The following is a 19,648-nucleotide window of genomic DNA, read 5'->3' as shown; positions in this document are numbered from 1 at the left end:
TAAAATTTGACCCTGCTGCCGGGCGTGGCCTAGAGCTTTCCGCAGCAATTCCGGATGCCGGGGAGAGTTATGTCGCATAACAGTTTTGGCCACCTCTTCCGCGTCACCACTTTCGGTGAAAGCCATGGCGTGGCCATCGGCTGCATCGTCGACGGCACGCCGCCCGGGCTAACCTTCACGCGCGCAGATATCCAGGCCGAATTGGACAGGCGGCGTCCCGGACAATCGCGCTACACCACCCAGCGCCAGGAGCCGGACACGGTCGAGATCCTGTCCGGCGTCATCGAACAGGCGGACGGAACGCTCGTCACCACCGGCACGCCCATCGCCATGGAAATCCGCAACGTGGACCAGCGTTCGAAGGATTATTCGGACATCGCCCAGCGCTATCGCCCCGGCCATGCCGACTTTGCCTACGACCGGAAATACGGGGTCCGCGACTTCCGCGGCGGTGGACGCTCATCCGCGCGGGAGACGGCGACGCGCGTGGCCGCCGGCGCCATAGCCCGTCTGGTGGTGCCCGGGGTGCGGATACGCGGCGCGCTGGTGCAGATCGGCGACCGCGCCGTGAACCGCCAGAGCTGGAACTGGGACGATGTCCGGTCGAACCCCTTTTTCTGCCCGGATGCCGGCACCGCGGCACTGTGGGCCGAGGATCTCGACAAGATCCGCAAGGCCGGCTCATCCATCGGGGCGGTGGTCGAAGTGGTGGCCGAGGGGGTTCCCGTCGGCCTCGGCGCGCCGCTTTATGGCAAGCTCGACCAGGATATCGCAGCCAATTTGATGTCGATCAACGCCGTGAAGGGCGTAGAGATCGGCGAAGGCTTCAACGCCGCCCGCCTGACCGGCGAGGAAAACGCCGACGAGATGCGCATGGGCGCCGACGGTGAGGCCGAGTTCCTGTCCAACCATGCCGGGGGCATCCTCGGCGGCATCTCCACCGGCCAGCCCATTGTGGCGCGCTTTGCCGTCAAGCCGACATCCTCCATCCTGACTCCCCGGCGGTCCATCGATGCCTTGGGCCAGGAGGTGGACGTGATGACCAAGGGCCGGCACGATCCATGCGTCGGCATCCGCGCCGTGCCCATCGGCGAAGCAATGATGGCCTGTGCGATCGCCGATCATTATCTGCGCCATCGCGGCCAGACGGGTCGCGGATGAGGACGCGGCTCTACCACCATCCCATCTTTGCCGAGCACCTGACCGGGCCCGGCCATCCCGAGCGTCCGGAGCGGATCGCCGCTGTCGAGGCGGCCCTCGAAGCGGAAAGCTTCCAGTTGCTGCAGCGGGCCGAGGCGCCGGAGGGCCGGTTGCAGGACGTCTATCTGTGCCACCCGGAGGCTTATGTACGCCGCGTCGCACAGGCGACGCCGGCCGAAGGGCTGGCGCGGATCGATGGCGATACGGTGGTGAGCCCGCGCAGCTTCGTCGCGGCCCTGCACGGCGTGGGTGCCGCATGCCTTGCAGTCGACGATGTCGTGTCCGGCCAGGTGTCCAACGCCTTCGTCGCCGCCCGCCCGCCCGGACACCATGCCGAGCGCGCCACCGCCATGGGCTTCTGCCTGTTCAACCAGGCGGCCATCGCCGCCCGCCACGCACAGGAGGCGTTGGGCCTCTCGCATATCGCGATCATCGACTGGGATGTCCATCACGGCAATGGCACGCAGGACATCTTCTGGAGCGACCCGACGGTGCTCTACGCCTCGCTGCACCAGATGCCGCTCTATCCCGGCACCGGCGCCTTGAGCGAAACGGGCGCCGGCAATATCGTCAACGCACCGCTGCGCGCCGGCGATGGCGGCGACGCCTTCCGCGAAGCCTTCCTGACGCGTGTCGTACCGGCGGTCGAATCCTTCCAGCCGGATCTTATCATCCTGTCGGCCGGCTTCGACATGCACGCCCGTGATCCGCTGGCCGACATGCAGCTTCGCGAGGCGGATTTCGACTGGGCCACCGGCCAGGTGATGACATTGGCCGACCGCTTCTGTAACGGTCGCCTCGTATCCATTCTCGAAGGCGGCTACGACCTGACCGGGCTGTCCCAATCGGTCGCCGTCCATGTCCAACGCCTGATGACCGGCTGAGGAGACATCATGCCAGAGCAGCAACGTCCCGAAACCGAAGACGACATCTCCGCGCTCAGCTTCGAGCAGGCCCTCGCGGCACTGGAGCGTATCGTCTCGGATCTCGAGCGCGGCGACGTTCCGCTGGAGGCGGCGATCCGCACCTATGAGCGCGGCGAAAAGCTGAAGGCCCATTGCGACAAGCTGCTGGCGGCCGCGGAGGACAAGGTCGAGAAGATCAAGTCGACGCGCGGCCGGGCCACCGGCACCGAGCCGCTGGACCCGGCCTGAGGCGAACACGCAAGATTTCATCGCGGTGTAAAGCTTTACCGGGAAGTCATAACTTTCGCCCCGCGACGAGCCATCTTATAGAGCGAAGCTTGAAACGGCTCCACGAAAGGGCACCTTCCGTGATGGGCCGTGCCGCCACCGAAGGCGGCGCGATTATCGAAAGGTGAAGCTGCACCGTGTCGGATATGCTGAGAACGCCCCTCCTCGACGAGATCGCCTCTCCGGCCGATCTGCGCGCCCTGCCGGAATCGGCACTGACGCAGGTTGCCGATGAGGTTCGGCGCGATCTCGTGGACGCGGTGTCGCGCACCGGTGGCCATCTCGGCGCCGGCCTCGGCGTCGTGGAGCTGACGGTCGCCCTCCACTACGTATTCAACACGCCGGAAGACCGGCTGATCTGGGATGTCGGCCACCAGGCCTATCCTCACAAGATCCTCACCGGCCGGCGCGAGGGAATGCGCACCATCCGCCAGGAAGACGGCCTGTCGGGTTTCGCCAAGCGCTCGGAAAGCGTCTACGACCCGTTCGGCGCCGGGCATTCTTCCACATCGATCTCGGCGGGCCTCGGAATGGCGGTGGCGCGCGACCTTTCCGGCGGGCGCAACAACGTCATCGCGGTGATCGGCGACGGCGCGATGTCGGCCGGCATGGCTTATGAGGCCATGAACAATGCCGGTGCCCTGGACGCGCGGCTGATCGTCATCCTGAACGACAACGACATGTCCATCGCCCCGCCCACGGGCGCGATGAGCGCCTATCTGGCGCGGCTGGTTTCCGGCAAGGCCTACCGCACCCTGCGCAATCGCGCCAAGCAGATCACCGACAAGCTGCCGGAGTTCGTCCGCGAGGGCGCCCGCCGCACCGAAGAGTTCACACGCGGCTTCTTCACCGGCGGCACGCTCTTCGAAGAGCTCGGCTTCTATTACGTGGGCCCCATCGACGGGCACGATCTCGACCATCTGCTCCCGGTTCTGAAGAATGTGCGCGACGCGCAGGACGGGCCCATCCTCGTCCATGTCGTGACGCAGAAGGGCAAGGGCTATGGCCCGGCGGAATCCTCCGCCGACAAGTATCACGGCGTATCCAAGTTCGACGTGGTGACCGGCGAGCAGGCCAAGGCCAAGGCCAATGCCCCAAGCTATACGCGTGTCTTCGCCGAAAGCCTCGTCCAGGAAGCGCGCGAGGACGACAGGATCGTCGCGATAAACGCCGCCATGCCCAACGGAACCGGCCTCGACCTGTTCGGCGAGGCGTTCCCCACGCGCACCTTCGATGTCGGCATCGCCGAGCAGCACGCCGTCACCTTTGCGGCGGGCCTTGCCAGCGAGGGCTTCAAGCCGTTCTGCGCCATCTATTCCACCTTCCTGCAGCGTGCCTACGACCAGATCGTCCACGATGTTGCGATCCAGCATCTGCCGGTGCGCTTCGCCATAGACCGGGCCGGCTTCGTGGGTGCCGACGGGCCGACGCATGCGGGATCCTTCGATACCGGTTTCCTTGCGCCGCTGCCGGGAATGGTGGTGATGGCAGCGGCCGACGAGGCGGAGCTGCGCCACATGGTGCGCACGGCCGCGGCCTATGACGAAGGCCCGATCTCGTTTCGCTATCCGCGAGGCAACGGCGTCGGCGTGGATATGCCGGCGCGTGGCGAGATCCTGGAAATCGGCAAGGGGCGCATCGTCAGGGAAGGCTCCAAGATCGCCATCCTGTCCTTCGGCACCCGGCTCGCGGATGCTCTTGCGGCAGCCGAAGAACTGGAGACCTTCGGCCTGTCGACCACGGTCGCCGATGCGCGCTTCGCCAAGCCGCTGGATACCGATCTCATCCGGCGCCTTGCGCAGAACCACGAAGTGCTGATCCTGCTGGAAGAAGGCGCGGGCGGTGGCTTCGCCGCGCAAGTGCTGGAGCATATGGCGCGCAACGGCCTCCTGGAACACGGGTTGAAGGTACGTCCGCTGACCATGCCGGACAGCTTCGTCGACCATGCCGCGCCGGAAAAGATGATCCAGCGTGCCGGCCTGGATAAAGCGGGCATCGTGGATGCCGTTTTCCGCACTCTCGGAGATACGTCCCACCGCGTATTGCAGGCGTGAGCGAACGCACGCGGCTCGACCAGTTTTTGGTGGATCGGGGTTTGAGCGAGACGCGGGTGCGCGCAAGGGATGCGATCCTGCGCGGTCACGTCCGCGTCGATGGCGTGGCGGCCTCCAAGCCCGGACAACTCGTGTCCGATACCGTGAGCGTGGACATGGACGATCCCGCTTCGGCCTACGTGTCCCGCGCCGCACTCAAGCTGGTGGCGGCGCTGGACCATTTCAGCCTCGATATCGCCGGCCGCGTGGCGCTGGATATCGGCGCATCCACGGGCGGCTTCACCCAGGTCGCCCTGCTGTCCGGCGCGCGCCACGTCGTGGCCATCGATGTCGGCCACGGCCAGATGCACCCCAGTATCGCGGCCGATCCGCGCGTTACCCGGATCGACGGGCTCAACGCGCGGGCACTGACCCGGCCGGATCTGGGCGGCCACCCCGTGGACCTCATTGTATCGGATGTCAGCTTCATATCGTTGAAGCTGGCCCTGCCGCCGGCATTATCGCTGGCTGAACCGGGCGCGCTGGGCATTTTTCTGGTAAAGCCGCAATTCGAGGCCGGCCGCGATGCCATCGGCAAGGGCGGCCTTTTGAAGGATCGCTCGCAAGGCGAAGCCATCGCACGGGACATGTCCGGCTGGCTCGGGGCGCAGGATGGCTGGCGCCCGGTGGGGACGACGGCGTCTCCGATAGCGGGCGGCGACGGCAACAGGGAATATCTTCTGGTGGGACGCAGGGCGTGAGTGAAACGATCCGCATAGAGCGACTGGGCGTCAAAGCCGACGGCATCGGGATTGGCCCCGGTGGTCCGGCCTACGTTCCCTTCACCCTGCCGGGAGAAAGCATCGAGGCCGAACGGCACGGCCAGCGCGCCCGCGCCACGGCCATATTGGAGCCTTCGCCCGAGCGGCAGGTTGCCCCCTGCCCGCACTACACGCGTTGCGGTGGCTGCGACATGCAGCATGCCAGCCCCGCGCTGTATGCCGGGTTCAAGCGCGATCTGGTGGTGGAAGCGTTGCGACGCGCCGGGTTGGAAGCGCCCGTACGATCGATGGTCCCGACCGCACCGGGCACCCGCCGCCGCGCCGTCTTTTCGGCCACGCGCGCCGGCACCCGTATCCTGTTCGGTTTCCACGAAGCCATGAGCGACCGGATCGCGCCCATCGATACCTGTCTGGTCCTGAAACCCGAGATCGTTTCGGCCCTGCCGGCGCTGCGCCGGCTGGCGGAAGGGCTGGTCGCGCGGAAGGGAGAAACCCGGCTGACGGTAACCCTGGCCGGCACCGGGCTGGATGTCGCCGTCGAAACCGGACAGACGCTCAGCGAACCCTTGCGCGCCCGCGCCATGCAGATTGCCCTGTCATCGGAATTCGCACGGCTCAGCGTCAATGGAGAGATCGTGATCGAGCCGCGCCCGCCGGTGGTGCTGGCGGGCGATGTTCCGGTGCTTCTTCCCGCCGGCGCGTTCCTGCAGGCGGTGGCCGGGGCCGAGGCCGAGATGGCGCGGCTGGCGCTGGCGCATCTTCACGATTGCCGACAGGTCGCCGACCTCTTCTGCGGCGTCGGTACGTTTGCATTCCGCCTCGCACGGCACCAGGCGACCCACGCGGTCGAGAACGACGCTGCATCGCTGGCGGCGCTGGACCGAGCGCAGCGCGCCGCTTCCGGCCTCAAGCCATTGACAAGCGAACGCCGCGACCTCTTCCGCAGGCCCGTAACCACCAGGGAGCTGAAACGCTTCGATGGCGTGCTGTTCGATCCGCCAAGGGCCGGCGCCGAGGCACAGGCCCGTCAACTGGCGGACTCGTCGGTGCGGCGCGTGGTTGCCGTTTCATGCAATCCTTTGACGCTGGCGCGCGATGCCCGCATCCTCGTCGATGGCGGCTACCGCCTGACCGAGGTGACGCCCATAGACCAGTTTCTCTGGTCGCATCACGTCGAGGCGGTGGCGCTTTTCGAGCGCGTCTGAGCGAAGGGTTCGCCGATGGATCAGGTACTGGGCTTTCTCCATGCCTATGGCGCCATCGCCATCTTCGTCATCATCTTTCTGGAATCCACCGGCCTGCCGCTGCCCGGCGAAAGCCTGCTGATCGCTTCCGGCCTTCTGGCCGGGCGCGGCGAGCTGGATATCTGGACGGTGTTCCTGGCTGCCTGGGCCGGCGGCGTGCTGGGCGACAATCTGGGTTACGTTATCGGCCGCACGGTCGGCCGACCGGTTATCGTACGCTATGGCTCCAAGGTAGGTCTGACAGAACCGCGCTTTGCCGCCGTGGAGCGACAATTCCTGAAGCATGGCGCGCTTGTCGTTCTGTTCGCGCGGTTCTTCGTGGTTCTTCGACAGCTCAACGGGCTCGTCGCCGGCATCACCGGCATGCATTGGCTGCATTTCATCGTAGCGAACGCCGCCGGCGCGGCCCTCTGGACCGGCCTCTGGGCTTTCGCGGCCTATGCCTTCGGCACGGAGCTGGAGCACTATCTGCACTATGGCCGTCAGGCCTTCTATGTCGTGGGCATCGGGCTGGGCGTCGCCGCCGTTGCCTACGGCCTGTACGTCATGCGGCGGAAGAAGAACGCGCCATGAAGGCGTCGAAGGCCGCCCGCGCTTCCGGAGAGCGGAGCCTTTCGTCGAAGGCCGCCACCTCCTCGCGGATACGCTGGCGCACCTCTTCCCGGTCGCCGCGCATCAGACGGCGCGCGACGTCCAGCGCACCCTGCGGCTTGCGGGCCAGTCGCCGTGCCGCCTGACGCGCCGCGTCCGCGACCGGCAGGCCATCCTCGACAAGGGTGACAAGCCCTGCATCCGCAGCCTGACGGCCATCCAACGGATCGCCCATGACAAGCAGCGAAAAGGCTTTCTGCGGGCCCATCACGCGCGGCGCCAGAAGGCTGGATGCGGCTTCCGGCACGACGCCGAGATCCAGAAACGGCGTGCGGAACAGCGAACGCGCGGTCGCGAAGGCCATGTCGCAATGGAACATCAGCGTCGTGCCGATGCCGATCGCCAGCCCGTCGACAGCCGCGATCAATGGCTTTTCGAGCCGCCCGAGCGCTTCCAGGAAGCGCCATGTCTCTTCCAGGCCCACGCCCTCATTGGCAAAGCGCATGAAATCGCCGATGTCGTTGCCGGCGCAGAATGCGCCTTCCGCTCCCTGCACCACGACCACGCGTACGGCGTCATCCGCCCCTGCGCGATCCAGCGCGTCGGCCAATGCGGCATACATCGGCTGGTTGAGCGCGTTCTTCTTGTCGGGTCGGTTCAGCGTCAGCGTCATGACGCCATCCGCCAACTCAATGATGACCAGCTCGCTCATTCGGTTCGCCCCTCAGGCCAGTGCCGCTTCGATGGATTCGAGCGCACGGCCCGTTGCCTTGACCTTGCGATTCAGCCCGCGCGTTTCCGGCAGGATGTCCGCGACCATGAAGCGCGCCAGCGCGCCGTGGCCGGTGCCCTCGTCGGCGCGCAGCGCGGCGCGTGCCATCAGCGCTCCGCCGAGCACGAGCGAGAACAGGCGCTGATACGCCGTCGCTCCCGCAAGCGCATCGTCCACGCCGGCCTGCCGCAGGAAAAAGGTAGCGTCGCGCAGATCGTCCAGCGCCTCGCGCAGCCCCTCGGCCATCTGCGCGATGCCCGGGCGATTGGCGGTCTCGACGGCGTCGATATCCGCCTCGATCTCGGCCAACAGTGCGTCGAGGGCCGCACCGCCGCCGAGCGGCAGCTTGCGCATGACGAGATCCATCGCCTGGATACCGTTGGTGCCTTCGTAGATCGGGGCGATCCGGGCATCGCGCAGCAGCCGCGCCGCACCCGTTTCCTCGATGAAGCCCATGCCGCCATGGACCTGGATTCCCATCGACGCCACCTCGACGCCGATATCGGTGGCGAAGCTCTTGGCCATCGGCGTCAACACGCTGGCGCGGTCGGCCCAGCGCGCGGCTTCCGCGCCGTCCTCGGCGTGCGACATGTCGATCGCGAAGGCGCAGGAATAGCAGATGGCGCGGGCCGCCGCCGTCAGGGCCTTCATCGTCATCAGCATGCGGCGGACGTCCGGATGCTGGATGATGGGCACCATGCCCTCGCCGCCATCGCGGGCGCGCCCCTGCCGGCGGTCCTTTGCATAGGCCAGCGCCTTCTGCGTCGCCGCCTCCGCGACGCCAAGTCCCTGCACGCCGACATAGAGCCGCGCCGAGTTCATCATGGTGAACATGCAGGCAAGGCCCTTGTTTTCCTCGCCGACGAGCCAGGCGACCGCGCCGGCCTCGCCGGTTTCGCCGGCATTGTCACCGTAGACCATGGTGCAGGTGGGCGAGGCATGGATGCCAAGCTTGTGCTCCATGCCGACGCAGAAGGCGTCGTTGCGCAGGCCGGGCCGGCCATCCGCATCGGGAATGAACTTCGGCACCAGGAACATCGAAATGCCCTTCACCCCCGCCGGCGCATCCGACAGCCGCGCGAGGATGATGTGGACGATATTGTCGGTCATGTCGTGCTCGCCGAAGGTAATGAATATCTTCTGGCCGAACAGGCGGTAGGTGCCGTCGTCGCGCCGCTCGGCGCGGGTCCGCAGGCCCGAAAGGTCGGAGCCGGACTGCGGCTCCGTCAACTGCATCGTCCCGGTCCATTCGCCGGAGGTCAGCTTTTCCAGGTAGATCGCCTTCAGCGCCTCGCTGCCATGCTTGTGCAGCGCCTCGACGGCGGCGATGGTCAGCGTCGGGCCGATGCCGAAGGCCATGGACGCACCGTTCCACATTTCCGTCACCGCCGCCGACAGCGCCGTGGGCAGCCCCTGCCCGCCGGCTTCCACCGGGCCGGTCAGGGCGTTCCAGCCGGCCGCGCACCAATCGGTATAGAGCTTGCCCCATCCGGGCGGCATGGTGACGACACCCTTGTCGAAATGCGCGCCGATCCTGTCGCCGCTTTCGTAAAGAGGAGCAACGGCATCGCCGGCGTAACGCCCGGCCTCTTCCAGGATGGCGTCGAGGAGGTCGGGCGTGAGATCGCCCAGTTTGCCCCGCCCCATCGCATCGTCCAGGCCGATGACCTGCCTGAGGGTAAAGCCGATTTCCGAAACGGGTGCCTTGTACATGCTGAATGCCCCTCCCCGGCAGTTCGATGCAGAGGCATTCAGCTAGCGCGGGTTTACGTTTACGTCAATCAGACGGGGCATCCTTTCGCACGCAGCAACGCGTCGAAGCGTTGACGATCGAGTTGTCCGGTGGCGTTGCGAGCCGCTATACCCTTCTCTTTTTCGGCGTGCGCCAGGCACAAGGGAAGCAGACGCTCGACATCCGCGGCGGGAATGCAGATGACGCCATCGGCATCGCCCAGGATCAGATCCCCCGGATTGACGGCCAGCCCACCGCAGGCGATCGGCACGTTCACCTCGCCCGGCCCGTCCTTGGACGGCCCACGAAGGGTATGGCCCCGGGCGTAAGCGGCAATGCCGGGTTGCGCCCACTCCGCCACGTCGCGCAACGCTCCGTCCAGGACGAAACCGGCGATATCCCGCGCCACGGCGGTTGTCCGCATCAATCCGCCGATGACCGCCGTCGACACGTCGCCGCCTCCGTCGATCACGATGACGTCGCCGGGCTTCGCCATCATCATCGCCAGATGGATCATGAGATTGTCGCCCGGGCGGATGCGCACGGTGACCGCCGGCCCGCAGGTCACCAGAGACAGGTCCGCGTGATAGGCCTTGAGGCCGACCGATCCCGTATGGCGTCCCATGACATCGCCCGCGTGGCAGGTGGGTACGGCCCGATAAGCCTCGACGATTTTGGGCATGGGGCCCGGGCAACGCGGGTTGACCCGGAATCCGGTCGGCCATTCGGCCGCTGTTGCTTGCGTCATCTCGTTCATGGTCAAGACCTCCGACCCATCATGCGCTGAGACTGAAGAGCGGGTAGGCCGGCTGCTCGTCACGCAGGACGCGAATGACCTCCTCGGCCGCGGTGACCGCCATCTTCACCCGGGTTTCCTGGACGCTGGTACCGAGATGCGGCGACAAGGCCACATTCTCCAGCGTCAGAAGCGGAGAATTCCTGCTGACGGGCTCCTCCTCGAAGACGTCGAGGCCGGCGGCACCAAGGCGCCCCGTCGTCAGGGCTTCGTAAAGCGCCTCCTCGTCCACGATGCCGCCGCGCGCCGAAACGACGATCACGGCCGTATCCTTCATCTTGTCGATCGCCTCCCGCCCGATCATCCGACGGGACGACTCCGTCAACGCGCAATTGACGGAAATGAAGTCCGACCGGGCGTACAGCTCGTCGAGCGGAACCCAGGTGGCGTTCAACTCGGCCTCGGCCTCGGGCTGCCGGACGGGGTCGTTGTACAGCACCTCCATCTCGAAGCCGCGCCCGCGTCGCGCCATGTTCTTGCCGATCTTGCCGAAGCCGATGATGCCGAGCGTCTTGTGGGACACGTCGTATCCCATGAACCGGCGGGCCACGGCGGTGCCGGCCTCGGTCCACTGCCCGCTACGGACATAGTGGTCGGCAAGATGCAGCTTGCGCGCGGCGTTGATCATCAAGCCGAAGGTCAGATCGGCGATCGTATGCGTATGAACCGGCGTGACCGTCACGTGAATGCCGCGGCGTTTCGCTTCTTCCAGGTCGAAATTCTCGTAGCCGACGCCGCGCCGTGCAGCGATCCTCAGCTTCGGGGCCATCGTCATGGCCTCCGCGTCGAGATGCTCGGTGTGCCATACGAAGATCGCGCCGTCGGCATCGCGTATTCCGTCCAGGAACTCGCCACGCGTCAAAGGACGGTTCACGTTCGAGCATGCCACCTCGATACCGGCGCCGCGCAGGAGATCGACGGCCTCCTCTTCCAGCGGCTGCGTTATGAAGACTTTCATCGCGCGCTTTCCTTCTCTTTGATCGTCGTCACGATCACGCCTGTCTGCGGGTCCCGCCCCCGGACGATGTCGATGCCGTGAATTTCCTGGATCACCAGGTCCAGTGTCGTCAGGGTGATGGTGCCGGGCTCGACATGGCCGCCGTAGAAGCGGTTGTCCTTGCCGCTGGCCACGCAGTGATAGTGGATATCGAGGCGCCCCGGCTGCAGGCTCGGCGCGACGATGCCTTGTCCCGCGATCAGGCTGAAGGGCCCTTCCATGACCAATTGGCGCGTGTACCCTTCCTCCTTCGTCGGCTCGACCCTGTCCACGTAGTGCATGGCCAGGCGGCGGAAGCTGCCGATGGTGGTGGTGATGACGCCGCACGAGATGTCGTGGGCGCGGCAGACCTCCTCCACGCTTTCGAGAAGGTCGCGATCCGGATGGATGCGCGCCGCGACGACCCTGCCCGCCGTTCCCGCCGCGCTGTCGAAGTATCGTGTCGCCTGGTCGAGCATCAGATCGCCTCCACCACGGCTTCGACCTCGGCCAGCGACAGCAGGCGATAGGGATCGCGCTTCAGCAGCAGCGGCAGTTCCGCCATGGTGCGTGCGTCGTAGGTCGGATCCTCCGTCGTCAGCCAGTATCGAGTGGACGGGATCAAGGCGACCGTCGGGTTGAAGCACCACGCGATATCGAAGATCTTTTCCGGCTTGTCGGCGATGAAGACCAGCTTCCCATGCATCTGGCCGCGCATCTGGAAGGCCACGGGAACCACCTCGTGGATATCCCATCCGCGCTTCTTCATTGCAGCCAGGGCCGGTTTCAGGATCAGGTCCGGGTGGAGGCTGGTTTCGACATTGGCATGGATGTGGACCACGTCGCGATGCTCGTTGAGATCGCAGTAGCGGGCCCAGGCCGGGCCGGCGAAATAGGCGTCCACCTGTTTCTGCGCGTCCGGCGTCATCTCGGTGACGAATGGGTACCGCGCATAGAATTCCTTCATGTAGGACGCGCCCCACCATTCCACGTTGTCGGCGCGCGCGGCCGGCTTGATCAGGGCATCGGGCGAATACTTCCAGAGAAGGTCGAAATGCGGCAGCCCCTGCGGCTCGATGCCGTGGATCGAGCCGGAATCCGCCACTTGCCCGGACGTGAATATCTCGATCTTGCGGTGGACGGGGCGCCCGATCCGGGCGAAGTAGCCCTTGACGATCTCTTCCAGGCTCATCGGGTGGATCTGGGTCTCGATATAGGCGTGCAGATGGTAGACCGGCTCGCTGTCGATCTGCAGCGCCTCCATCACCTCGTTCCAGTGCGCGGAGCGGAAATAGGCGGCGACGGTTTCGACCACGTCCGGGGCGGCCCGGGCGGCGGTGGGTTTGGTGGCGACGTTCATTGGAACTCGTTCCTCTTGGATTAGCTATGGATGCCGATGGGCGGTCAGGACGCCATGGCCCAGCGGCGTATGGTTCTGTCCTCGAGCGCCTTGAACAGGACGCCTTCGACGAACAGGCCGATGACGATCACCGCGAGCAGGCCTGCGAAGACGGCTGGAATGTCGAGCATGTTCTTGGACTGGAAGATGAACCATCCAAGCCCGCCCGAACCGGACGAGACGCCGAACACCATCTCGGCTGCGATCAGGGTGCGCCATGCGAAAGCCCACCCGATCTTGAGGCCGGTGACGATGGACGGCAAAGCGGCCGGCACAAGGATTTGCGAGACGAAGCCCCATCCCTTCAGCCCGTAGTTTCGGCCGACCATCCGCAGCGTGGTCGAGGTCGAGCGGAAGCCGGAAAACGTGTTCAGCGCGACCGCCCACAGGACGGAATGGACCAGGACGAAAACGAGGCTGGCGTTACCGAGCCCGAACCAGATCAGGGCCAGCGGCAACAATGCGATTGCCGGCAGGGGGCTGAACATGGACGACAGCAGAACCATCAGATCCTCGCCGATCCGCGTTCCGATCGCCAACACGGTCAACAGCCCGGCAAGCGCGATGCCGATGCCGTATCCGACCAGAAGCACTTTCAGCGAACCCCAGATGCGCAATGGCAGTTCCCCGGTTGCAAAGCCGGCAATGACGGCGTCGACGGTCTGGCCGAAGGTGGGAAACAGAAGATCGTTGCCCACATAGAGGCCGTAGGCCTGCCAGATCAGGGCCAGCGCCACGAGAATGAGCGCCTTGCGGACGGCGGACGAACCCCAGGCCCTTTCCCACGGCGTGAGCTGGCGCTCGACCAGCCCGAATTCGGTTGCGGGCCGCGGCTCGCGGCGGATTTCGGGGCGCACGGCATTACCGGTAAAGCCCGGACGGACGGAAAGATCGCTCATCGTGCGGCTCCGGTTGCTTCGACGGGCTGCGCAAACAGCAGATCATGGATTTCGGCTTCCAGTTTCGCGGCCTTTTCCGGAGACTGATCGGTCCGATCCAGCCCGTTCAGCTCGGCCTTGACCTGACCGGGATGCGGGGACAGGAGAAGGATGCGATTGCCGATCTTGATGGCCTCGGCAATGGAGTGCGTCACGAACAGCACGGTGAACTGGGTGTCATCCCAGAGCTCGAGCAGCTCGTCCTGCATCTTGGCTCTCGTCAGCGCATCCAGCGCGGCGAAGGGCTCGTCCATCAGGAGGATTTCCGGCTCCATCGCCATCCCGCGCGCAATGGCCACCCGCTGCTTCATCCCGCCGGACAGCATGTGCGGATACTTGTCCGCAAAGCCGCTGAGGTTCACCTTGTCCAGGTAGCGGCTGGCCCGGTCGGACGCCTCCTTCCAGTCCTTGCACCGGCCGGTCGCCAGAAGCGGAAACATGACGTTCTGCAGCACGGTCTTCCACGGCAGGAGCTGGTCGAACTCCTGAAACACCATCATCCTGTCCGGACCCGGTTCGGTGACCACCCTGCCGTTCAGCGTTATCTGCCCGTCGGCTGGCCGGTGGAAGCCCCCTATCGCCTTCAGGAGCGTGGACTTGCCGCAGCCGGACGGGCCGAGCAGCACGAAGCGATCGCCCTTGCAGACATCGGCGCTGACCTTGTAGGTGGCCATGACGGAATGCCCGCCGGCAACGTACTGCAAGGTCACTCCATCGATGCGGAGGACGGGTTCGTCCGGGATGACGGCGCTGTGTAGCTGTGCCGGCTTGGTGATCATGTTCATGGGTTCCTCCTCGTTCCGGGCTCCCCTCGCCGTCAGTCGGCGTTGGCGGCTTCCGGCCGCCCCTTCAGATTGTCGAAGAAGTAATCCTTCCAGTCCTGCGGCGCGTCTCGGATCAGGCCGATCCTGGCCATGAACTCCGCCGTCTGGAACGTTCCCATCGGCAGCGACTGGAAAACGTTACCGTCATCCGCAAGCATCGCGGCGAACTCGTCTTTCTCGAACCGCTCGCCCGTCGATGAGAGATAGAGTTCGGCGGCCCGCTCCGGATCGTCGTTGATGATCTGCTGGGCTTCCTCGAGCGCGCCAAGGAAGACCGCGACGTCCTCGGCATGATCGTCGTGCCATGCGGTCCGCGATACGGCCAGGAGGTTCGTCGTCGGGCCTGCCACGTCGAGCGTACTGAGCACGGGGTGCATTCCTTCCATCTCCAGCAGTTGCTGGTAATAGGGAGGGCCGGCGAACATCGTGTCGATGGCGCCATTCGGCGTCACCATCGCCTGCACGGCGTCGGTGAATCCAAGTTGAACCATCATCGGATCGAAGCGGTTGGGATCGCCGAACTCCTTGTCGAGGGCCATCTGAAGATAGATCGCCTGGTTGGACACGCGAAGCGACGTCACGGATATGCGGTTATCGGGCTTGAAGTCGGCGAGGGTCTGGACGGCCGGATCCTTGGTCACCAGAATGCTTTCCGTACCGCTGACGGCTGCCACCGCCTTGATGTCCCCGCGCGTCCTGGACCAGAGCAGCAGGGCGTTGGACAGACCCACGCCGATCACGTCCACATTCCCGGAGATGAGGGCATCGGTCACGGCGGACCCTGACGGGAAATTCAGGTACTGGGGCGTAACCGTGATACCGGCGGCTTCGGCATGCTTCTCGATCAGACCTGCCTGCTTCATCACGTGGAAAGGGGCAAACAGGATGCCCGTCCCGGCCGCGATCCGTATATCGTCGGCCAGGGCCGATGCCTGATGCCCGACAAGGCCGATGGCCAGGGCGATCGCGGATGCGGAAAGTTTCAGATGTTTCATGATCAGTCCTCCCAGATCGTCATTTTTTCGGCGCACCCTCCCCGGCGCGCTGCAGCATTCTCATGCGACGGCGTCGCATCGCCCCCGTTCTGTCTTCAGCACATCCGGGTTCAGGCAAAGCTGTGCGATTTCCCCCGGCAGAGCATTCCCCGATGCCGTGGCATCGAGGTAGGCGACCACGTTACGCGCCGCCTGGGCCGCCATCTCGTCCAGGGCCTCGGGTGTCGAGCCGCCGACATGCGGCGTCAGGATGACGTTCGGGTGGCGCCGCAAGGGACCATCCTGCAGGGGCTCATGCGCAAAGGTATCCAGAGCCGCGGCGCTGATGTGCCCATTGTCGAGCATGGCCACGAGCGCGGCTTCGTCGACCAGTTCGCCACGTGCGGTATTCACCAGGATCGCCCCCCGCCTCATGACGGCCAGTGAGGGTCCGTCGATCAGCGGCGGCGCACCCCGGATAGCCGGGCAGTGCAGGCTTACGACATCGCTGCGCGCCAGAAGGTCGTGCAGATCGCCGCAGAAGACGGTTTCGGCATCCTTGACGCCAGGCAGGGCCGGGTCGAAGGCCACGACCCTCATCCCCATGGCGTGAGCGATGGTGCCCACCTGCCGCGCAATCCGGCCATAGCCGACAAGGCCCAGCGTCTTGCCGGAAAGCTGGGCGCCGTCGCCCGCCCGGCTCCACTCTCCCATCCGGACGCTGCGGTCGAATCGGACGATGCGGCGGGCTGCCGCCAGCATGAGGCCGACGGTAAACTCGGCCACCGCCCTGGCATTCGCCCCCGGCGTCGAAAAGACGCCGATGCCCTGCCGGCTCGCAGCGGCGATGTCGATATTGCTGGTTCCGGTGCCGTGCTTGGAAATGACCTTGAGAGATCGGCACGCCCCGATCAGATCCGCCGACAGGTGCATCGTCCTCGATATGATCCCGTCTACCGGCTCGGTCCTCAGAATATGCCGAAGCCCTTCGGTGTCGGAGAAGCCGGTTACGTAGCGGAGGGTGCATTCCGCCTCGGCCAGGATAGCCTGCCCGGCAGGCGCAAGAGATGGCGCCGTTATCAGGACGATTCGTTGCATATGACTGTACCCTCCCCGGAACACAGGCATCGAACCATTCTTGACTCATTCTGTCTAATATATAAAATTCAGCAATTCATAATTTTTGGGAATAGTATGAACGAGCGCGACCTCCGGTACTTCGTGGCCATCGTGGACTGTCGCGGGATCGGCGCGGCCGCGCAACGGTTGGGCGTGACGCAACCGGCGGTCACCAAATGCGTCGACCGTCTCGAGGACGTGCTGCGCACGCCTCTGCTGTCCCGCAAGGGACGCTATGTGGAGCTCACACCGGCCGGCATCCTGTTCCACCGCCGGGCGAAGGCAATTCTGCTTCGGATGGAGGATGCGATGCAGGAATTGTCCAACCATGCGACGGGCCACAGCGGGCACGTCCGCCTGGGCGCGGCCGCAACCATGACGGAAGCGCTTCTGCCGGGCGCCCTCAAGCGGGTCATGCGGGAAACACCGGGCATAACGATCGAACTGGCGACCGGCATGAACGACGTCCTGCGCGAGGCCCTGCGCGAAAACCGTCTCGACCTGCTGATCAGTCCGACGGCCGAGGGCGGCGACGAATTCGAGAGCGAGCCTCTTATCTCCGACAGGGTCGTCGTCGTGGCAAGGCGCGGCCACCCGCTCTGTTCCACGCCGTCGACCATGGCGGACATGCTGCATTACGAATGGATTCTGCCGCCGTCGACCGTCGCCCTGCGGCGATGGCTCGACCACTCCTTCGAACGCGCCGGCCTGTCGCACCCGCGTGTCCAGGTCGAGGTCAACTCCCTTGTGTTGATGCCTCGGTTGATCGGCGACACCGACCTGATCAGTTTCGCGTCGAGCCAGAAGCTCGATGGCACGGGCCTGGTCGAAATTGCCTGTCCCGAAACGACCCATGACCGCAGTTTCGGACTGCTGTACCGGCGCGATGCCTTCCGCTCGCCAGCCGTCGATACGGTGGCGGCGTTTCTGCGCAGCGTCACGAAGGGCTGAGGCCTGTCGGCGCGGCAGCCCGCGCGACTTCAGGCAAGGCTGCTCCAGCCTGCATCCGGCCGGAAGCGGGGACCGTGCTTTTCCGCCAGTTCTTCCATGCGGCGCACGATGGCGTCGATGCCGCGATCGCGCGCGTATTTCATGGGACCGCCACGGAAGGGCGCAAAGCCGGTTCCGAACACCATCGCCCCATCCGCAAGGTCCGGATCGGACACCACCCCCTCGCGCAGTGCCGCGACCACGGCATTGAGCATGGGCAGGATCAGGCGATCCTCCAGGTCCGCATCGTCCTTCGCACCGTCGGGTATCGCGTCGACATGGATCTTTTTCGGCTTGCCGTCCTCGTAATCGTAGAGGCCGCCATTCGTCTTTGCGCCGAGCCGCCCTTCCTTGACCATCTGGACCAGCCAGGCCGGCGTTTCCGGGAAGTCGCCCTCAAGGCCCTTGCGAAGCGAGGCCGAAACCTCGAGTGCGATATCCAGCCCGACCCGATCCGCCAGTTCGACCGGCCCCATCGGCATGCCGAAAGCCTCGGCGCGCGCGTCGATGCGTTCCTTCGGCAGGCCCTCGCCCACCATCAGCAGCGCCTCGGCCATGTATGGCGTCAATGCCCGGTTGACCAGGAATCCCGGCGCGGAGCGGACCGGTGCCGGCAGGCGCGACAGTTCCACCGCAAAGGCGGTGGCGCGGCGCAGCGTCTCCGCACCGGCGCCCGGATGCGAGACGATCTCCACGAGTTGCATGCGCGAGACCGGGTTGAAGAAGTGCAGGCCAACGAACCGGCTCGGGTCGGCAAGGCCGTCCGAAAGCTGCTCCAGCGGCAGAGCCGAGGTATTGGTTGCCAGAATTGCCCCGTCCTTCAGGCGCGGCTCCACGGTCTCGTAAATCGCACGCTTCACTTCGATGCGTTCGGGCGCCGCCTCGATGACGAGGTCGGCATGGGCGACGCCGATGCCGTCCGGATCGGGGATCAGCCTGTCCAGCGCATCGCGCGTCTTCAGGTCGTTCTTCAGCGTCGCGGCCATCATCCCGGCACCGGCCTTGATGGCGCGTCCGATCGGCTTCAGGTCGATGTCCTGCAAGGTCACGGTGAACCCCTGCCGCGCCGCCCAGGCGGCGATATCGCCGCCCATCGCGCCTGCGCCGATCACATGGACATGCGAGATGGCCGACCTGCCGGACCTCAGGCCGCGCATCTTCTCTCGCAGGAAGAAGACGCGGACAAGGTTTTGCGCCGTCGGCGTCTCTATCAGTTCGGCGAAACTGTCCAGCTCGGCCTTGCGCATGGCGTCGGCGCTGCCGCCATTGGCTTCCCAGATGTCGATGAGCTTGTAGGGCGCGGGGTAATGCGACCTGGGCGCGGTTTCCGCCGCTTTCCGGCGCATCTGCTTGGCGAGCAGGCTTCGCGCCGGGCGCAGCGAAAACGCCCGCCGCCGCAAACCGGCATCGCCTTTCCGCATCTCGCCCGAGCGGATGGCCGCCACCGCATTGGCGACGTGGCGTTCTTCCAGCGCGGCATCGGCAAGGCCGATGCTGCGTGCGCGCTGGGCGTCGACCGGCTTGCCGGTCAGCATCATCGTCATCGCCTCGACCGGATCCGCCACCTCCAGCGAGCGGAACGTACCGCCAAGCCCCGGATGCAATCCCAGCATGACCTCGGGAAAGCCCAGCGAAGCCCCATGGACCGCAAGGCGGTAGCGGCAGGCGAGTGCGATCTCGAGCCCCGCGCCCAGGCAATGGCCATGGATGACGGCGATGGTGGGCATCGACAGGGCCGCCAGGCGGTCCAGCACGATGTGGCCCTGCCCCAGCATGGACCGGATATCCTGCGTGGAGGCGCCGACGAACTGGTTGATATCGGCGCCGGCTGCAAAGCCGGCCGGCTTGGCCGACCGCAGGACGACAGCGGTCGGCCGCTCTTCCTCGATCCGGTCGATGGCGGAGTTGAGCTCCTCGAGCACCTCGCGATCCACCACGTTGACCGACTTGCCCGGCCTGTCCAGCACCAGCCAGAACACCCTGTCCGCGTCCATCGCATAGCGCCAGTTGCCGTGCGGCTGGGCATCGCGCGCCGCGCCCAGCTCGATGATCCGGGGCGTCAGCGTTTCGAGCATCTTGTCCATG

The 19,648-nt window shown here is 65.7% G+C and carries 19 protein-coding genes; 8 read left to right on the top strand and 11 right to left on the bottom strand.

Going from position 1 to position 19,648, the window contains the following annotated elements; all coding sequences use genetic code 11:
• The first annotated feature begins 69 nt into the window (after window positions 1-69).
• The 7 genes from aroC (at window position 70) to IGS74_RS08405 (ending at window position 7,025) form a co-directional block, all read left to right on the top strand.
• Window positions 70-1,161: a chorismate synthase gene (gene aroC, locus IGS74_RS08435; protein ID WP_192390948.1), complete on the top strand. Its 1,092-nt coding sequence runs from the start codon at window positions 70-72 to the stop codon at window positions 1,159-1,161.
• The gene (locus tag IGS74_RS08430; RefSeq protein WP_192390936.1) at window positions 1,158-2,084 is read left to right on the top strand and encodes a histone deacetylase family protein; all 927 of its coding nucleotides are present in this window, start codon (window positions 1,158-1,160) and stop codon (window positions 2,082-2,084) included. The genes aroC and IGS74_RS08430 overlap by 4 nt, the downstream gene beginning before the upstream one ends.
• 9 nt (window positions 2,085-2,093) lie before the next feature.
• Window positions 2,094-2,354, top strand: a complete 261-nt coding sequence (locus IGS74_RS08425) for an exodeoxyribonuclease VII small subunit (protein ID WP_039189271.1) — start codon at window positions 2,094-2,096, stop codon at window positions 2,352-2,354.
• A gap of 185 nt (window positions 2,355-2,539) precedes the next feature.
• Complete coding sequence (gene dxs / locus IGS74_RS08420) at window positions 2,540-4,447, top strand: 1-deoxy-D-xylulose-5-phosphate synthase (RefSeq protein ID WP_192391606.1); 1,908 nt, start codon at window positions 2,540-2,542, stop codon at window positions 4,445-4,447.
• Window positions 4,435-5,187 carry a TlyA family RNA methyltransferase gene (locus tag IGS74_RS08415; protein ID WP_192391609.1) on the top strand — a complete coding sequence of 251 codons (753 nt, stop codon included), beginning with the start codon at window positions 4,435-4,437 and terminating at the stop codon, window positions 5,185-5,187. The genes dxs and IGS74_RS08415 overlap by 13 nt, the downstream gene beginning before the upstream one ends.
• Complete coding sequence (locus IGS74_RS08410; protein ID WP_192390930.1) at window positions 5,184-6,413, top strand: class I SAM-dependent RNA methyltransferase; 1,230 nt, start codon at window positions 5,184-5,186, stop codon at window positions 6,411-6,413. Before IGS74_RS08415 ends, IGS74_RS08410 begins: the two co-directional genes overlap by 4 nt.
• Window positions 6,414-6,428: 15 nt before the next feature.
• Window positions 6,429-7,025 carry a DedA family protein gene (locus IGS74_RS08405; RefSeq protein WP_192390924.1) on the top strand — a complete coding sequence of 199 codons (597 nt, stop codon included), beginning with the start codon at window positions 6,429-6,431 and terminating at the stop codon, window positions 7,023-7,025.
• Here IGS74_RS08405 and IGS74_RS08400 read toward each other — a convergent pair.
• The 10 genes from IGS74_RS08400 to IGS74_RS08355 all read right to left on the bottom strand — a co-directional run bounded on the left by IGS74_RS08400 (window position 6,997) and on the right by IGS74_RS08355 (window position 16,552).
• Window positions 6,997-7,755, bottom strand: a complete 759-nt coding sequence (locus IGS74_RS08400) for a crotonase/enoyl-CoA hydratase family protein (protein WP_192390918.1) — start codon at window positions 7,753-7,755, stop codon at window positions 6,997-6,999. The two genes, IGS74_RS08405 and IGS74_RS08400, sit on opposite strands and share 29 nt — an antisense overlap.
• A gap of 12 nt (window positions 7,756-7,767) precedes the next feature.
• On the bottom strand, window positions 7,768-9,528 hold the full coding sequence (locus tag IGS74_RS08395) for an acyl-CoA dehydrogenase (protein ID WP_192390914.1): 1,761 nt from the start codon (window positions 9,526-9,528) through the stop codon (window positions 7,768-7,770).
• Between the two features lie 68 nt (window positions 9,529-9,596).
• On the bottom strand, window positions 9,597-10,304 hold the full coding sequence (locus IGS74_RS08390) for an RraA family protein (RefSeq protein ID WP_246723089.1): 708 nt from the start codon (window positions 10,302-10,304) through the stop codon (window positions 9,597-9,599).
• A gap of 19 nt (window positions 10,305-10,323) precedes the next feature.
• Window positions 10,324-11,301 carry a D-glycerate dehydrogenase gene (locus tag IGS74_RS08385; RefSeq protein ID WP_192390909.1) on the bottom strand — a complete coding sequence of 326 codons (978 nt, stop codon included), beginning with the start codon at window positions 11,299-11,301 and terminating at the stop codon, window positions 10,324-10,326.
• Window positions 11,298-11,798 carry a PPC domain-containing DNA-binding protein gene (locus IGS74_RS08380; RefSeq protein WP_039189250.1) on the bottom strand — a complete coding sequence of 167 codons (501 nt, stop codon included), beginning with the start codon at window positions 11,796-11,798 and terminating at the stop codon, window positions 11,298-11,300. Before IGS74_RS08380 ends, IGS74_RS08385 begins: the two co-directional genes overlap by 4 nt.
• Window positions 11,798-12,679 carry a hypothetical protein gene (locus IGS74_RS08375; RefSeq protein ID WP_192390904.1) on the bottom strand — a complete coding sequence of 294 codons (882 nt, stop codon included), beginning with the start codon at window positions 12,677-12,679 and terminating at the stop codon, window positions 11,798-11,800. The genes IGS74_RS08380 and IGS74_RS08375 overlap by 1 nt, the downstream gene beginning before the upstream one ends.
• Window positions 12,680-12,723: 44 nt before the next feature.
• On the bottom strand, window positions 12,724-13,617 hold the full coding sequence (locus tag IGS74_RS08370; protein ID WP_039189243.1) for an ABC transporter permease: 894 nt from the start codon (window positions 13,615-13,617) through the stop codon (window positions 12,724-12,726).
• Entirely contained in the window at window positions 13,614-14,441 is an 828-nt protein-coding gene (locus IGS74_RS08365; protein ID WP_246723088.1) for an ABC transporter ATP-binding protein, read from the bottom strand. Before IGS74_RS08365 ends, IGS74_RS08370 begins: the two co-directional genes overlap by 4 nt.
• A 32-nt stretch (window positions 14,442-14,473) precedes the next feature.
• Window positions 14,474-15,475, bottom strand: coding sequence for an ABC transporter substrate-binding protein (locus IGS74_RS08360; RefSeq protein ID WP_192390897.1), 1,002 nt, complete (start codon window positions 15,473-15,475; stop codon window positions 14,474-14,476).
• Between the two features lie 60 nt (window positions 15,476-15,535).
• A complete protein-coding gene (locus IGS74_RS08355) occupies window positions 15,536-16,552 on the bottom strand; it encodes a hydroxyacid dehydrogenase (protein ID WP_192390891.1) in 1,017 nt (338 codons plus the stop codon).
• A 96-nt stretch (window positions 16,553-16,648) separates the two neighbouring features.
• Here IGS74_RS08355 and IGS74_RS08350 point away from each other — a divergent pair, with 96 nt between their 5' ends.
• Complete coding sequence (locus tag IGS74_RS08350; RefSeq protein WP_192390888.1) at window positions 16,649-17,524, top strand: LysR family transcriptional regulator; 876 nt, start codon at window positions 16,649-16,651, stop codon at window positions 17,522-17,524.
• Between the two features lie 29 nt (window positions 17,525-17,553).
• Here the strand turns inward: IGS74_RS08350 and IGS74_RS08345 are convergent, their stop codons facing one another.
• Complete coding sequence (locus IGS74_RS08345; RefSeq protein ID WP_192391599.1) at window positions 17,554-19,647, bottom strand: 3-hydroxyacyl-CoA dehydrogenase NAD-binding domain-containing protein; 2,094 nt, start codon at window positions 19,645-19,647, stop codon at window positions 17,554-17,556.
• Window position 19,648: the final 1 nt, after the last annotated feature.

The sequence above is a fragment of the Aureimonas sp. OT7 genome, assembly GCF_014844055.1.
Classification (GTDB): Bacteria; Pseudomonadota; Alphaproteobacteria; order Rhizobiales; family Rhizobiaceae; genus Aureimonas; species Aureimonas altamirensis_A.
Note: the sequence above shows the minus strand (reverse complement) of the source record. Positions and strands in the feature narration are given on the sequence as shown.

Bases quoted from the DNA above. Each gene is read 5' to 3' on its own strand.
- IGS74_RS08370 (WP_039189243.1), bottom strand. From the start codon at position 13,617: ATGAGCGATCTTTCCGTCCGTCCGGGCTTTACCGGTAATGCCGTGCGC.
- IGS74_RS08365 (WP_246723088.1), bottom strand. From the start codon at position 14,441: ATGAACATGATCACCAAGCCGGCACAGCTACACAGCGCCGTCATCCCG.
- IGS74_RS08350 (WP_192390888.1), top strand. From the start codon at position 16,649: ATGAACGAGCGCGACCTCCGGTACTTCGTGGCCATCGTGGACTGTCGC.
- IGS74_RS08390 (WP_246723089.1), bottom strand. From the start codon at position 10,304: ATGAACGAGATGACGCAAGCAACAGCGGCCGAATGGCCGACCGGATTC.
- IGS74_RS08380 (WP_039189250.1), bottom strand. From the start codon at position 11,798: ATGCTCGACCAGGCGACACGATACTTCGACAGCGCGGCGGGAACGGCG.
- IGS74_RS08345 (WP_192391599.1), bottom strand. From the start codon at position 19,647: ATGGACAAGATGCTCGAAACGCTGACGCCCCGGATCATCGAGCTGGGC.
- IGS74_RS08395 (WP_192390914.1), bottom strand. From the start codon at position 9,528: ATGTACAAGGCACCCGTTTCGGAAATCGGCTTTACCCTCAGGCAGGTC.
- IGS74_RS08405 (WP_192390924.1), top strand. From the start codon at position 6,429: ATGGATCAGGTACTGGGCTTTCTCCATGCCTATGGCGCCATCGCCATC.
- IGS74_RS08375 (WP_192390904.1), bottom strand. From the start codon at position 12,679: ATGAACGTCGCCACCAAACCCACCGCCGCCCGGGCCGCCCCGGACGTG.
- IGS74_RS08430 (WP_192390936.1), top strand. From the start codon at position 1,158: ATGAGGACGCGGCTCTACCACCATCCCATCTTTGCCGAGCACCTGACC.
- aroC (WP_192390948.1), top strand. From the start codon at position 70: ATGTCGCATAACAGTTTTGGCCACCTCTTCCGCGTCACCACTTTCGGT.
- IGS74_RS08360 (WP_192390897.1), bottom strand. From the start codon at position 15,475: ATGAAACATCTGAAACTTTCCGCATCCGCGATCGCCCTGGCCATCGGC.
- IGS74_RS08385 (WP_192390909.1), bottom strand. From the start codon at position 11,301: ATGAAAGTCTTCATAACGCAGCCGCTGGAAGAGGAGGCCGTCGATCTC.
- IGS74_RS08355 (WP_192390891.1), bottom strand. From the start codon at position 16,552: ATGCAACGAATCGTCCTGATAACGGCGCCATCTCTTGCGCCTGCCGGG.
- IGS74_RS08425 (WP_039189271.1), top strand. From the start codon at position 2,094: ATGCCAGAGCAGCAACGTCCCGAAACCGAAGACGACATCTCCGCGCTC.
- dxs (WP_192391606.1), top strand. From the start codon at position 2,540: ATGCTGAGAACGCCCCTCCTCGACGAGATCGCCTCTCCGGCCGATCTG.
- IGS74_RS08400 (WP_192390918.1), bottom strand. From the start codon at position 7,755: ATGAGCGAGCTGGTCATCATTGAGTTGGCGGATGGCGTCATGACGCTG.